Raw genomic sequence first — 14,679 nt, forward strand, 5'->3', positions numbered from 1 at the left:
TTAGATACAGCTGGTTACCGCATCGGCGGCGCCGCATATAAGTGAAATGTGAAGAAGCCCTACCTTTTCGAAAAGGAGGGCTTCTTTTGTATTTATTCCTTGTCATTGGTTAATAACTGGATAAAAGTTTGCAAGGGCTGGGAGATCCACTTTTTGGGATGGAGCAACAGCTGGATATCTAACTTCAACTCTTCATGGGAAAAAGGGAGGGAAACGAGCTTTTTTTGTTCGAGCTCGCTCTGAACGACAATCCTAGGCAGCAGAGCGATGCCAAGCCCATTCATAACGCATTGTTTAATCGCTTCTAAATTACCAAGTTCGAAGCCGATTTGGAGCGGGATGGCGTGATCTTTGAGCAACTTTTCAAACATGCCCCGATAAATGCAGCTTTCTTCTGTCACAATAAATTCAGTTTGCTCCAAATCGGTAAGCCCGATGTGGTCTAGCTGTGTGAGCGGATGAGTCAATGGAGCAACGAGCAATAAAGGTTCTTCTTTTATTTTCGTACAAGTCAGGAGGGGCTCAGCTGGATATCGGTCCAATAGCAAACCTAGATCATAATCGCCCTCTCTGACTTTGGTCATAAGCGAGGCTTCACTGTCAGGATATAACTGAATGTTAAGACCGGGATAAAGCTGTTTCAAAGCTTGCAAATAAGGAGGCAGATAATAGGCTGCAAGAGAGTTAATCGTGCCAATCGTCAAAGTACCCGTGACCTGGCTTGCCACCATTTCTTTGGACTGATCGTAGAGATCGAGCATCTGTACAGCCAGCTTCAGCAGGCTTTCACCAGATGAGGTTAACCGCAGCTGCCGGCCATATCTTTCAAAAAGAGGCACCCCGTATTCACGCTCAAGCTTCTGAATTTGCATGGTAATGCTGGACTGTGCATAACCTAATTCTTCGGCGGCTTTGGTAAAGCTTTTTCTTCGGGCAACCTCGCGAAAGGTGCGGAAATACGTTAAGTCCATGGCAGCCCCCAAAATTTTATCAAAAATATTGATGAGTAGTATCATTTATTATAGCTAACTGTGATGATATTTTCCATGCTAAAGTGGATGTACAACATCAAATTAACGGGGAGATGGCTTATATGTTAAAAGAAAAAGACTTGCATGGTGTATATGTTCCTATTATTACGCCTTTTGATGAGGAAGGCGAATTGGATGCTGCCTCTTTTTATAATCATGCCTACAATTTGTTTCAAGATGGGATCGATGGACTCGTTGTTAACGGCACGACAGGGGAGTCACCAACGATTACAGGTGATGAGCTTGGCGTTATGTTTGCAACAGCTCAAGCTGCTCGAGATGCAGCGCATGTGCAGGTACCACTCGTAGTCGGTACGGGTACGAATGATACGCGTTCCACGGTGCGTAAAACAGAAGAAGCTGGGAAACTTGGTGCTGACGGAGCTTTAGTTGTAGTACCATATTATAATAAACCTAGCCAACAAGGGATTATTGAGCATTTTCGCCGAGTTGCTAGTGTTGGTGTGCCCGTGATTTTATATGAAGTTCCACACCGTACAGGGGTGACATTAGAGCTGGATACAGTTAGGGCCATTCTCGAACTCGATGGTGTGATTGGGATGAAAGACAGTACGCCTAACACGCAGGCAGTTTCGGAGCTTACTAGACTAGGCTCAAAGCCGATTTTGTGCGGAGAAGATACGCTGCTTTTTGACGCTCTTCAATCTGGAGCAAAAGGGGTAATGAGCGCATCTGCGAATGTGGAGACAGAGCGGTTCGTAGCGTTTTACCGTCATTTTCTGGCAGGTCGGCAGGAGAAAAGCAAGGAGCTTTTTGAAGAATTGCTCCCGCTAATTCGTCTTCTTTTCCAGGAGCCGAATCCAGCTCCCCTCAAATGGCTGCTTGAACAGCAAGCTGTTATTGAGAGCGGAACGCTGCGGCTGCCACTTTTGCCAGTAACGGAAGGTCTGCGCACGAAGCTTGCAACTTATTTGTAAAGGGAGCGTTGATTGAGCTATGACTCGAACAAGAGTATTTACAGGTTCACCTTGGGAGCCAACGGTAGGCTATTGCCGGGCAATAAGAGTAGGAAATCGCATCGAGGTAGCTGGAACAACTGCGATGAAGGATGGGGAAGTTGTTGGGGAAGGCAATGCTTATGAACAAGCGCGTTATGTGCTGGAGACCATAGAGAAATCACTCTTGGAGCTTGGAGCTGCTATGTCTGATGTTATACGTACCCGCATGTTTGTGACGGATATTTCCTTATGGGAAGAATTCGGCCGTGCACATGGGGAATATTTCCGAGAAGTTCAGCCTGTGGCAACAATGGTCGAGGTGAAAGCATTAATTGATCCTAGGTTAATGATTGAGATTGAAGTCGAGGCGCTGAAGACCGAAGGTTAACGGGGCATTCTGGCTTTGATAAAAATAGCGCTCTTCCATCTTGTTGTCGATATCATGTCGCTGACAAGAGGAAGAAGCGCTATTCGCATTGCAAACAGTTAACTGTTAACCTACCCGTTTACCAAGAATAATCAGGTCTCGTTCGATTCCATCCAGCTCGGCAATACCAGGCAGATGCGCCCAATTTTCAAAACCAAACTTACGGAAAAGCTGCAAACTAGGTTCATTATGTCCAAAAATAAAGCCCAGCAAAGTTTTAAGCCCTAGCTTTGGGCAAGCCTCTAAAGCCTGCTCCATGAGGTATCGGCCGATTCCTTGACCGCGGCATGCTTCGTCTATGTATATACTGACTTCTGCCGTTGCATGATAGGCTGGCCGGCCATAAAAGGATTGAAAACTAAGCCAACCGCATATTCCGCTGCCATTCTCCAGCACCCATAAGGGCCGGAAATCGGCGGAGTGTTCGTGAAACCAGCCTTCACGACTGGCAGTCGTAACGGGTTCCGTATCTGCGGTAACCATTCGCCCTGCGACAGTTGAATTATATATGCGTACAATGTCCGCGAGATCTTCCAAGTTGGCATCGCGAAGAGATAGATTTGTTGTGCTCATGGTGATTCTTCATTCCTCTCATGCTTTCTCATTTCGTGCGGCAAGCTTCATCCAGAAACGGCTGATGGTCTCAGTTCCTTTATCCCAATTGATCAGATGGAAATGCTCATTGGGTGCATGAAGGTTCTCACCTGGCAAGCCAAAGCCCAGCAGAACAACAGGGGCATCAAGCACGCGGCCTAATACTTCCACGATTGGAATGGAGCCGCCGCTTCGTGTGTACACGGGCCAAGCGCCATAAGTATCTTCATAGGCTTCAGCGGCTGCAACCATCACAGGCTCATCGATTGGCGTAATGAACGGATTGCCGCGCAATTGACGGTCGAGGGTCACTTTAACGCCAGGCAAATCTTGGGCATGAATATGGGCTTCAACGGCCTCCATAATTTCATCCGGCACTTGCGCGGCCACTAAACGGCAGGCAATTTTGGCCGAAGCACGGTTAGGGATAATCGGTTTGATGCCTTCTCCTTGAAAACCGCCGCTCACGGAAGTGATTTCCAAAGTGGGTCTCGACGTTGTTTGTTCATAAAACGAGAAACCTTTTTCCCCATATAGCTTGTCTACTTTAAGATCTGTACGGACCTTATTTTCATCAGGCTCAACTTGTTTAAATGCCTCACGTTCCTTATCTGAAAGCTCAATCACGCGATCATAAAAGCCTTTGACAGCTACTTTGCCATCGGCATCATGAAAAGAGCTTAGCAGCTGCGTTAAAGCGTGAATCGGATTTTGCACAGCCCCGCCAAACAATCCGGAGTGCAGGTCACTACTCGCTCCATCGATCGTTATCTCGAAACCGGCAAGACCACGCAAGCCATACATGAGTGCAGGTTTGCCAGGTCCGTGCATCTGAGTATCCGAGAGAGTAATCGCGTCGGCCTGTAATTTATCTTTGTACTTTTCTACAAATGGAGGAAGGTTTTTACTTGCAATCTCTTCTTCGCCTTCAATGCAGAATTTCACATTCACGGGAAGACTGCCCTGTGTGCGCAGGAAAGCTTCAACCACTTTCACATAAAGCAGGAGTTGGCCTTTATCGTCTGTACTGCCTCGTGCAAAAAGCTTCCCATCGCGGATGACGGGCTCGAAAGGCGGGGTATCCCATAGTTCAAGAGGGTCAGCGGGTTGAACGTCATAGTGTCCATAGATAAGCACCGTAGGCTTACCTTCCGCATGCAGCCAGTCTGCATAAACGACAGGATGGCCGCCTGTTGGCATAATTTCAATATTTTCCAGGCCAGCTTTTCTCAGGGAGTCAGCCGCCCATTCTGCACAGCGCTTCATATCAGGTTGGTGTTCGGCAACAGCACTAATACTTGGAATCCGCAGAAACTGCATCAATTCCTCTATGTGTTGATCCCTTTGCTCTTCCAAGTAGGTTTTGATTGTTTCAATCATGTCGGTATTCTCCTTCTTTGTAAGCAATTCTAAATAAGTGTCTTCTTTAACTTCCCCAAAGGGAGGTAAAATCCTGCAAATAAATGCTGCGGATTCACATTTTGTAGGGGAGTTGCATGCAGCTTAGAGAAGCGGGTATTATTGTAAAAGCCAAATAAACGGAACCGCAACGGTTAAGGAGGAGCAAACATGCAGTTGATTTGCAAAACAGAACGAATGTCCTTGGTTCGCTTAGATCCAACTTCCGCTGAACTAGTGCTTGATTATGTGAATCACAATCGTGCTTTTTTGTCGGAATGGGAACCCGAGCGCAATGAGCTGTATTATACGAAGCCGTATCAAGCAGATTTACTTGAGAAAGAAGCTAAGTTGATCGAGGAAGGTCTATTGCAGAAAGCATGGATGCTGTATGAAGACAGAGTGATTGGATCAATTTCCCTAAGCAATATTGTCAGAGGGGCCTTTCAATCCTGTCATCTGGGCTACCGAATGGACGGTAGTCTCGTCAATCGCGGATTTATGACTGAGGGTGTACAAGCGATGATTGACTACGCTTTTGAGGTCATGGGGCTGCACCGAATTGAAGCCAACATCATGCCTCGCAACACCGCCTCTTTGAAGGTTGTGGAGAAGCTAGGTTTTTATGAAGAGGGCTTAGCGCTCAAGTATTTGAAAATCCATGGTGTTTGGGAAGACCATATTCATATGGTGCTGCGAAATACGGCTATGGAATAGAAGTTGAAAGTCAATAACAGTCTCTCCTTTATTGGGGAGGCTGTTTTCTTTTTAATACGAAAATGGCGCAGATCGAGAGGATATACACAGCCACCTTAACAAAATGAACCTTGTGCAAGAATGGTGACCTTCGTTTTTACAAGAAAGGTCAACTCGGCAAATCATGTCTATTTTCAAATGAATGTCTGCAGGTTACGATCGAACTGCCAGCGTAACAGCAGGCTCAATATCGAAAGGGTGAACACGACATGGAGGAAAGAGCGACTGGTATCCAAGCAGATACGAGACGGCAAAAGGTAGTTTGGACCAAACCGAAGTATGCCACATTCAGAAGCAGATGGATACGGGATCGACATTTATATTTGATGTTATTGCCAGTGATCGGGTTTTATCTATTATTTAAATACGCCCCGATGGCAGGTGAGGTCATTGCCTTTAAGGATTATCGCTTTGCTGATGGTATATTCGGCAGTAATTGGGTTGGATTTAAGCACTTCTCAAGCTTATTTCAAAGTATAGATTTTTGGAAAGTGCTCAGAAATACACTGCTTCTTAATGTGTACAGTCTTGTCTTTGGATTTCCGGTACCGATATGTCTTGCTCTTCTCTTGAATGAGGTGCGGAAGGAGTGGTATAAACGGACGGTCCAAAATCTGCTCTATCTGCCACATTTTATTTCCTGGGTTGTTCTCGGCGGGATTTTTATAGCGATGCTTTCTCCGAGTACAGGTGTTGTCAATTTAGTGCTTACGAAATTATTCGGCATTGAGCCTATCTACTTCATGGCAAGCTCTGGATGGTGGCCCGTTGCTTACACGTTATCCGGGATATGGCGAGAGGCTGGTTGGGGAACTATTTTATACTTGGCCGCTATGGCATCGATCGATCCTCAACTGTATGAAGCAGCGAAGATGGATGGTGCGACCAAGTTGCGCCAGATCTGGCATATTACATTGCCTGGTATCCGCAGTACGATTGCCATTCTGCTCGTTCTGCGCATGGGGCATATGATGGATGTGGGTCTCGAGCAGACGTTGGTACTACAAAACATGTCCGTATTAGATGTATCCGATGTCATCAGCACCTATGTGTATCGTGTAGGCTTGCAAAACATGAACTATAGTTATACCACAGCACTTGGCTTGTTCCAATCTGCCGTGGGACTGATTCTAGTGATTGGCGTGAATAAGTTAACCCGAGTTTTCGGAGAACGGGGGCTTTGGTAATCAATGAATACTTATACGAAACATCATGTTATCTTTGCTCGAATGGGAGTTGCTGTGAATTACAGCATCCTAGCTATTTGCTCCCTTATTGCTTTATATCCGTTTTGGTATGAAGTTGCAGCCTCTTTCAGCAGCAGTAGAGCAATTACAGCCGGGGAAGTCTCGCTTTGGCCGGTTGAATTCAACACAGAAGCCTATCAACGGCTACTTCAGGATGGGCAGCTTTTTATCGCCTTGCGAAATACAGTGCTTGTAACGATTGTCGGAACAGCACTTAATATGGCCCTTACGATATTGGCGGCGTATCCGCTGTCCAGAAGAAGATTGATGGGGCGCAAGGAACTGCTCATGTTTATCACATTTACCATGTTGTTTGTTGCGGGCGTAATCCCAAATTTTATTCTAGTTAAATCTTTAGGGCTTATGGATACCTATTGGGCACTATGGCTGCCCTCATTAATTAGTACATATAACATGTTTGTGATGAAAACGTTCATGGAAGGTTTACCGGAGGAAGTTGAAGAGTCTGCTGCTATCGATGGTGCAGGTGATTGGCGTATTCTGGTACAGATTATTATTCCTCTATGCAAGCCAATACTAGCGGCACTATCTCTCTTTTATGCGGTAGGGTGGTGGAATTCTTATTTCAACGTTTTGCTTTATGTTACCAAAACGACGATGCAAACGCTGACGCTCAAACTCTATCAAATGATTTTGCAAGTGGATCAAAGCCTTCTTGACAATGCTTCAGGAAGTGAAGGAGTGGCACAGGTTGTCCTAACACCCGAAGGGATTAAAGCGGCAGCCATTGTCATTGCAGTTATGCCGATCTTGATTGTGTATCCGTTCCTTCAGAAGCATTTCGTCAAAGGTGTCTTGATCGGATCGATTAAAGGCTGATATCATGGGGCAAATAGCCCTTGGTATAGATACCAAACTATAGGGGGATGAAACCATTGAAAATGATCAAACGTGCTTGGAAACCAGTTCTTACAGCAAGCTTATCTTTAGCGGTACTGGCCGCTTGCAGTTCTAATCCTACGAACACAGGCAGCAGTTCAGAAACACCGCAAGGCAGCGCTGCTGGATCGGCCACATCGGCAGGACCGAAGAAAGAAATCAGCATCTCTGTCTTTGATCGTGGAACGATTGCTGCAGAAGAGGGCAGTTATGAGAATAACCGATGGACAAAATGGATCAATGAACAATCTCCAGCGAAAGTAACTTGGGTGCCCATACCACGCGGGCAGGCTCAGCAGAAATTAAGTACTCTAGTAGCATCCGGAAGCGCGCCAGATCTGATTTGGGAGTATGACCGGAACTATATTGCGCAATTAGCTAATCAAGGCGCTATCCAACCGATCGATGGTTATATAGAGAAATACAGCACAACGTTAAAAAAATATTTGCAAGAGCACCCGGAGCTTAAATCAGCTATGACGATTAATGGCAAAATGTATGCGATTACCAGCAGTCGCAGCATTGAAGGGCTTGCTAACCATGCCATGTGGATACGCCAAGATTGGTTGGATAAGCTGGGCTTGAAGACGCCCACCACGACAGATGAGCTTATTGAGGTAGCTAAGAAGTTTAAAGATGCGGACCCCGACGGTAATGGAAAAGCAGATACAGTGCCTATTGTGTTCAATGGTAATGCTGTGCAAATTCTCAGAGCTTTCTTCTCTGTGAATGAGAATCAATGGTATTTGGAAGACGGCAAAATGAAATTTGGAAGAACGCTTGATCGTTATAAGGATTCCATTGCTTATCAGAAGTCGTTATTTGATCAAGGCTTGCTCGATAAAGAGTATATTACGGATAGCAACTTCCAGCGTGCTCGTCAAATGTGGACGACCGGCAAAGCAGGAATTTATATGAGCTCTTGGAATATACAAAATGAATTTATGGATCTGAAGAAGAATATACCCGATGCCAAGATGGTACCGTTAGAGCCGGTAGCCAGTAAATACGGGAAAAATGGATTATATCAGGAGCTGCCGGCCAATATTCTAGTTGCTTTTAACAGTAAGATGAAGGAAGACAAAATTGAAGCAGCTATCAAGTTCCTCGATTGGACGATGGAAAAAGGGGATATGACACTCAAGTATGGGGAGGAAAATGTGCATTACAAACTGCAGGATGGGAAGATTCCTCAAGTTATCAATGCGGATAAGTCTCGGAAGGAAGTATCCTATGCCTATGAGTACGCAATCGTGTCTGATTTTAGCTTAGCGGCAGATTGGTTTCCGATCATGGCGGCTCAAGACACCGTCTCCCAAGAATATGCCAAACTAAAGACGCAGTCGCTTAATGTCGCGCTTAAAAATAAATACCGCAGAGATATCGCTTTTAGCCCGGACATTCCAGAAGTAAGTCAATTAATTGCTACCTTCCATCCCATTGCTACACAAATTGAGGTGAAAGCAGTAACTGGCGGCAACGCATCGACACCTGAATCTGCCATTGACGAGGTGCGGAAGGAGTGGAAGCGATTAGGCGGGGAGAATGTGGAGAAACTGGCACAAGAATGGTATGAGAAGAATAAAGAATTTTTGAAATGATCGTTGGGTAAAAAAAGAAATGGAGGGAAGGCTGCTTGCTGATGCAGGCTGACCTTCCTTTTTTGTGAAGGATGCAGTGACCTCATGATGGATGAAGTCACATCTTTTATGATGTTAAGCGGGAAAGGAAGGAAGAGTCCTGCCATTCGAGTGAATTGAAAGAAATGCGACGTTTTATAAAAAGTGTCTATTGTGATTTCGTCCGCTTTTGACTAAGTTAATTTCATCACGATTGTAACTATTAGTTAGACAGGAGGTGTTCGAAAAAGTGTTTTGCTCTGCTGGCTATCGTCACATGCAGTTAGACCATTTGTTAGAGGAAGGAGTACGGCGATGACCCCCATAAAAAAGATAAGTATTATCCTTATTGCAATGATCTTTTTCATACAAAGCTTAGGTATGGGCTCGAAGGAACCAATCATCGCACATGCAGCTGAAATTAATTCGCCGAAACTGCTTAGCGGTAACATGCGAGGTTTATTGTTTCCTGTTAATATACCGTTCATTGAGACTGGGGCCACATATACTTGGGAGAAAGAAGGAATTTATTTAACGGATTCCCGTCTTGTCGATACAGACCCTATTGATTCGCGTAAAATGATGGACGGTTCTGTAAGCGTTGTCAGTTCGACGACAAGCGAACTTGGAGATGCCTTTGGAACGCTGGTCTATGACCTGAAAGCTGTTCACCGCATATCCTCTCTGCAGGTATGGTCAGAATTCACAGCATCAAGCGGGTTGAAACAGGTGGAGATTGCGGCAAGTATTGACGGTACTAATTACAACCAGGTTGCGGTTTCTGAAAACGTTTACGAAGATAGTGCAGGTATTGTTCCGTTGACTGTGGACATCAAACCTGTCCCTTACGCCAGATATGTGAAGGTTGTGCTTCATAAAAATCCGGAGAAGCTTATGATGAGCCTTGCAGAGGTAGCAATTTGGGGAGAGGCTGCTGAAGCACTGGCGCTTCTAAGCAATAACCAATTAAAACCCGGAGGTTACTATCCGACAGGGATGCAAAAGTTGGATACGAAGGCAACCTACAAATGGCAAACGGAGCAGCCCTTTGTATCACAGGCAGGCTTATTATCAAGCGACAATGAGTCAGGTGCGAAGAATGACGGAAGTGCAGGTGGATTGCCTGATCTAATCGATGGTTCTAGCACGGAGGAGACGGCGGATACAACGGCAAGTATGGCCGTAGGCTCTCCAGGTCGATATGGGACTGTTACTTTTTCATTAAATGACATGTATCAAATTGGCATGATTGATGTATGGAGCAAAGCGAGCAGCAGCAATTTCATGGATGGTTATGAGGTTCTGCTAAGTGTTGACAATGTCAACTATTTCTCTATCGGCTATTCGGCAAATCCGAACAACCGATACGCTGATGCCATGCTCAATACTCCCTCCTACGGCGTCCCAGGCAAGCATGCTAAATATGTAAGAATTGTCATGCATAATGCCAATGATTCTGATCGCTTAATCGCGGGGGAAATTGCTATCAAGGGCTGGAAACTGTATGACCCAACGCTTGCTAAGAGTGATACTCCGGATCAGGTCGACTTAACAACCAATCTAAAAAATTACAACACGCTGTATTTGGATTGGTCCGCCTATAACTCCGTGGTGAATAAGGTTAATAAATACAGTATTTACATACAGAAGAGCGACTTTACCACGACAAACGGACTTACTGCTCATGTAACGGCCGAAAACGGCTCAGTTGAACAGAAGGGGAAATTTCTTCTTGTATCTTCTTTACAGCCAAGTACGACATACTACATTGCCATCACACCTACTAGTACAAGTTCAGGTGAGCGCAAGGATGTCCGTACAATCAAAATCACGACGCCAAGTGTTCTTGGCGGGGAGAAGATCGGAGATATTTTTGCCATCAATGATACGCCTTATGGTGGAGGCAACTACAAGCAGCATGGGGATAAAGAGGATGAAAATATCATCCGCAAACTCATGCTGATGAGAAGCATCGAAGGGATTAACTTTAACCGTTGGTGGATTCATGATTCCTGGGTGAAAACATTCTCGAATCAATACGGAGTCGGATTCCATACGTTTTACCATGGAGCTAAAGATGTTCCAATGGAAAACAAACAAGGAACTTGGACGTTTTCTACTGTCAATGAACCTGATCTTAAAGGGACGAATCCTTCTGCATTAGCCTTACAGTTTAAGCAGAACCACGAAAGTTTGAAGGCGGTAGACAACCGCAATTTATTGATTGAGCCTGCCCTGGGCGGAACAGAGCCAGCAAGTATGACTTGGCTTGAGAATTTGTATAAATCCGACGGTCAGAATGGGGCTCTAGTGAAAACCTATTTTGATGTGCTTGATGTGCATCCCTATGTGAAAAATCACGAGGGCAGCTTGCCAGGGCTCATTCCAGGCGCACCAGAAATGCTGATCGGCAAAATCAAGGAGATCGGGGCATTAAAGGCCAAATATGGCGATCAGGACAAACCAGTTATATTTACGGAGCTTGGGTGGAGCACTTATACAGGGAGCGGCTATCTCCGTCCAGTGAATACCATCACACAACGTAATTATTTGGCAAGAGCCTACATGCATGCGATTGCAGGCGGAGTTAAGCGAATGCATTGGTACGATTTTCAGGATGATGGTGTCGACCCGGCTAACTTGGAACATAACCTTGGTTTGATTGATTGGTATGGCGTTCCGAAGCCAAGCTATTATGCTTACTATACGATGTCTAAAGTATTAAAAGACGCTAAATATATAGGCGTTAAAGCAAATGTCGATCATCCTTACTATGGCTATGAATATTGGCATGAAGGGAAAAACCAGTATATTACATCACTGTGGGCGGCAGATGAATCTACCAAAACAGCCACCTTTAAAACACAGGATAGCAGCCTTACCGTTGTAGGCATTGATGGGAGTTATTCCTATTTACCGGTTCATGATGGAACTGCGAGCTTAACGATCAGCGGTGCTCCTGTTTTCATCTATTCCAGCTCAGGCCTGGAGATCTCTTCAATTGATGATTCTTTTGTATTAAAAAATACTTCATTGGACGTAAGGCGTGGAGATATGCTTCATACAGCTATCCTTCGCTCTGGTATGGGAACGGAACTGGCAGGTAAAATTGAGCTAATCGGCCCATCAGGTGATTGGAAGCTAGAGGGGGACGTGAATTTTGCAGCGGGTACGACAGCCATTCCAGTAGCTATTCCTATTCCCCTTAACGCGGAGGAGAAGGTCCAGGAGCTTACCATCCAAGTTATCTCGGGCACATCGCTCATTGCTTCCATGAAATTAAAGGTTGGCGTGCTGGAGACGATCAAAGTCCGAGTTATGCCTGAGACTGCTGCACCCGGCCAGTGGAATCAATGGCAAGCCGCTATTTATGTGGAGAATGCGACTCTGGACAAAGAACTTAACGGCACGGTTCGTGTTACTGAGGCGGTATATATGGCATTAGGCCAACAAGCCGGCCCTTTTGTGATCAACAAATTACTGCCTGGTGAAGTTAAGAAGATCACTATGCCGATCACGTCTCTTCCAGAGCAGGCTAGAGCCAAGATTAAATTGTCGATTGAATTGGACAGCGGTTTTACGAAAATGGTGGAGAGACCGTTTAATTTTATTGCTGCTATGAACGATCAGACGGCGCCTGTAATTGACGGTAAGCTATCCGAGGAAAGCTGGCTTACTAGTATGCCGTTTGTCATCAATCGGCAAGATCAAAATAAAAACATTGCCAATTGGGGCGGTGAAACGGATTTAAGCGGTAAAGGCTTTCTGAAGTGGGATCGCAATCAACTCTATTTCGGAATGGAAGTTCAGGATAATATCCATTATCAAAAAGGAACCGGTGGCGACATGTGGCAAGGGGATAGCGTACAATTTGCCATTGATACAGGGAGAGATAACGGTGTTGGAAGCTCATCGAATAACGAATTCGGCATTGCACTAGGGGAACAAGGCCCAATGGTTTGGAGATGGTTATCGGCAAACGGCAAACCAATAGGAGAGTTAACGACCGTGCAAGCAGCGGTCTATCGAAGCAATATCGCCACCACCTATGAACTTGCGATTCCTTGGTCAGAGCTGCTCACGGAAGGGCGATCTGTGACGGACGAAGACATTTTTGGTTTTTCCATGCTTATTAATGAGAATGATGGAACAACCCGTCGCGGTTGGCTTGAATACATGAGCGGTATTGGTTCAAGCAAAAATACGCAGCTATTCGGGGATTTGATTTTCACTCAAGTAGGTGCTCCAGAGGTTAAGGTCACTGGAGTGAAGCTGGATCGCTCAACAGATGATCTGAAAATAGGGCAAGAGATTGTTCTGAATGCTTCTCTCCAGCCAATCGATGCAACGAACAAACAGGTTCGTTTCACCACTAGCGACCCGGCGGTGGCTAGCGTTTCACAAGAAGTCTATGGTCTACAGGCAACTGTAACGGGCGTATCTGCTGGAATTGCAGTGATTACTGCGACGACAGCCGATGGCGGGTACACGGCGAGAAGTCAGATTACGGTGTACTCACCTTCGATTGTAGGCAATGGTTCTTCAGGCGGTGGGGCATGGACTTCCTCTCCGGAACTTCCTAAGGTCCAAGAGGGGACTATCCTATTTCCAACACCGTTGGTGAATCAAGACGGTTTCGCCGGAGTAGATGTACCTTTGCTGACCTTGGAGAAAGCGCTGGAAGGAGCGTCTGCGTCCGATCAGAATGTAGTGATTGATATTCCAAAAGTACCTGGAGCTAGGGGAGTTCGGATCAAGCTCCCTGCAGCAGCGTTTGACAAAGCACAAACAAAGAATATCGAAAAGATACAATTCCGAACGGGTATGGCAGAATTAACGCTGACTTCGGATGCTTTATCTGGATATTTGAAGCCGACTTCAGGCGTGTTGGAGGTTTCCATCGCAGTGGTTAGTCCTGAGGCTCTTACTGGGGCAGCTGTAAACCGAATTAGCAACAAGCCAGTGTACGACTTTAACGTTGTACTTGACGGGATAAACATTCAAGAGTTTTTCCATAGAGATGCGGTTCAGATCTCAATGAACTACGTGCTTGATCATGGTGAGAATGCGGATCAGGTGATCGTTTATTATGTTCGGGATGGCCATACTCTCGAAGCCGTGAAGAATGGGATTTACGATGCTTCAACGGAACAAATAACATTTACTACGAATCATCTCAGCTTCTACACAGTTTTGTATACGCATGTAACCTTTCTTGATCTACAGGATGCAATCTGGGCTAAAACTAGCATTGACGCATTAGCAGCTAGAGGGATTGTTAACGGGATGGAAACGGATAGGTTCGTTCCTAACGATCAGGTTACTAGAGCCCAATTTCTTCAAATGCTGATTAACGCTTTTGATCTTGCAGATTCGAGTGCAGTTGCAAATTTCAGCGATGTGAACCGAGAGGATTGGTACTACACAGCAGTGTCGAGTGCTCAAAAGCTAGGAATTGTTCAGGGATATGAAGATGGATCCTTCGGCGTCCACCAATTCATTTCGAGACAGGAAATGGCGGTTATGGCGTATAGAGCTATTACACAGGCAAAGATTATTTTACAGAAATCTATACAGCCTGCAAACTTCGCAGATCAGTCGGACATAGATTCTTACGCATTGGAAGCTGTTGAAGCGATGACAGTGGCCGGCATTATTAACGGAGTTGAAGGGAATCTATTCGCGCCAAACATGAAAGCCACTCGGGCGCAAGCTGCCAAGATCATTTACGGACTGCTATCTAGGTAA

10 protein-coding genes are annotated in these 14,679 nt (G+C 45.5%); 7 read left to right on the forward strand and 3 right to left on the reverse strand.

Annotation, left to right across the window (positions count from 1 at the left end; all coding sequences use genetic code 11):
- Positions 1-92: 92 nt before the first annotated feature.
- Positions 93-971: a LysR family transcriptional regulator gene (locus tag AC58UW_RS04120; RefSeq protein WP_497419445.1), complete on the reverse strand. Its 879-nt coding sequence runs from the start codon at positions 969-971 to the stop codon at positions 93-95.
- 122 nt (positions 972-1,093) lie between these two features.
- On the opposite strand from AC58UW_RS04120, the gene dapA reads away from it, so the two are divergent.
- Together dapA and AC58UW_RS04130 are read left to right on the forward strand one after the other, a co-directional pair.
- Positions 1,094-1,969 carry a 4-hydroxy-tetrahydrodipicolinate synthase gene (gene dapA, locus AC58UW_RS04125; RefSeq protein WP_497419446.1) on the forward strand — a complete coding sequence of 292 codons (876 nt, stop codon included), beginning with the start codon at positions 1,094-1,096 and terminating at the stop codon, positions 1,967-1,969.
- Between the two features lie 19 nt (positions 1,970-1,988).
- Positions 1,989-2,378, forward strand: a complete 390-nt coding sequence (locus AC58UW_RS04130; protein WP_497419447.1) for a RidA family protein — start codon at positions 1,989-1,991, stop codon at positions 2,376-2,378.
- A 105-nt stretch (positions 2,379-2,483) separates the two neighbouring features.
- On the opposite strand, the gene AC58UW_RS04135 is transcribed toward AC58UW_RS04130, so the two are convergent.
- Together AC58UW_RS04135 and AC58UW_RS04140 are read right to left on the reverse strand one after the other, a co-directional pair.
- The gene (locus AC58UW_RS04135) at positions 2,484-2,990 is read right to left on the reverse strand and encodes a GNAT family N-acetyltransferase (protein ID WP_497419448.1); all 507 of its coding nucleotides are present in this window, start codon (positions 2,988-2,990) and stop codon (positions 2,484-2,486) included.
- Between the two features lie 18 nt (positions 2,991-3,008).
- Positions 3,009-4,391: a dipeptidase gene (locus AC58UW_RS04140; RefSeq protein ID WP_497419449.1), complete on the reverse strand. Its 1,383-nt coding sequence runs from the start codon at positions 4,389-4,391 to the stop codon at positions 3,009-3,011.
- Positions 4,392-4,580: 189 nt separating this feature from the next.
- Here AC58UW_RS04140 and AC58UW_RS04145 point away from each other — a divergent pair, with 189 nt between their 5' ends.
- The 5 genes from AC58UW_RS04145 to AC58UW_RS04165 all read left to right on the forward strand — a co-directional run bounded on the left by AC58UW_RS04145 (position 4,581) and on the right by AC58UW_RS04165 (position 14,679).
- Positions 4,581-5,126, forward strand: coding sequence for a GNAT family N-acetyltransferase (locus tag AC58UW_RS04145; protein ID WP_497419450.1), 546 nt, complete (start codon positions 4,581-4,583; stop codon positions 5,124-5,126).
- A gap of 248 nt (positions 5,127-5,374) precedes the next feature.
- Positions 5,375-6,352: an ABC transporter permease gene (locus tag AC58UW_RS04150; protein WP_497419451.1), complete on the forward strand. Its 978-nt coding sequence runs from the start codon at positions 5,375-5,377 to the stop codon at positions 6,350-6,352.
- Positions 6,353-6,355: 3 nt separating this feature from the next.
- Positions 6,356-7,252 carry a carbohydrate ABC transporter permease gene (locus AC58UW_RS04155; RefSeq protein ID WP_497419452.1) on the forward strand — a complete coding sequence of 299 codons (897 nt, stop codon included), beginning with the start codon at positions 6,356-6,358 and terminating at the stop codon, positions 7,250-7,252.
- A 62-nt stretch (positions 7,253-7,314) separates the two neighbouring features.
- Complete coding sequence (locus AC58UW_RS04160; protein ID WP_497419985.1) at positions 7,315-8,913, forward strand: extracellular solute-binding protein; 1,599 nt, start codon at positions 7,315-7,317, stop codon at positions 8,911-8,913.
- A gap of 333 nt (positions 8,914-9,246) precedes the next feature.
- Positions 9,247-14,679, forward strand: coding sequence for an S-layer homology domain-containing protein (locus AC58UW_RS04165; protein WP_497419453.1), 5,433 nt, complete (start codon positions 9,247-9,249; stop codon positions 14,677-14,679).

This window comes from Paenibacillus sp. J22R160 (assembly GCF_059692135.1).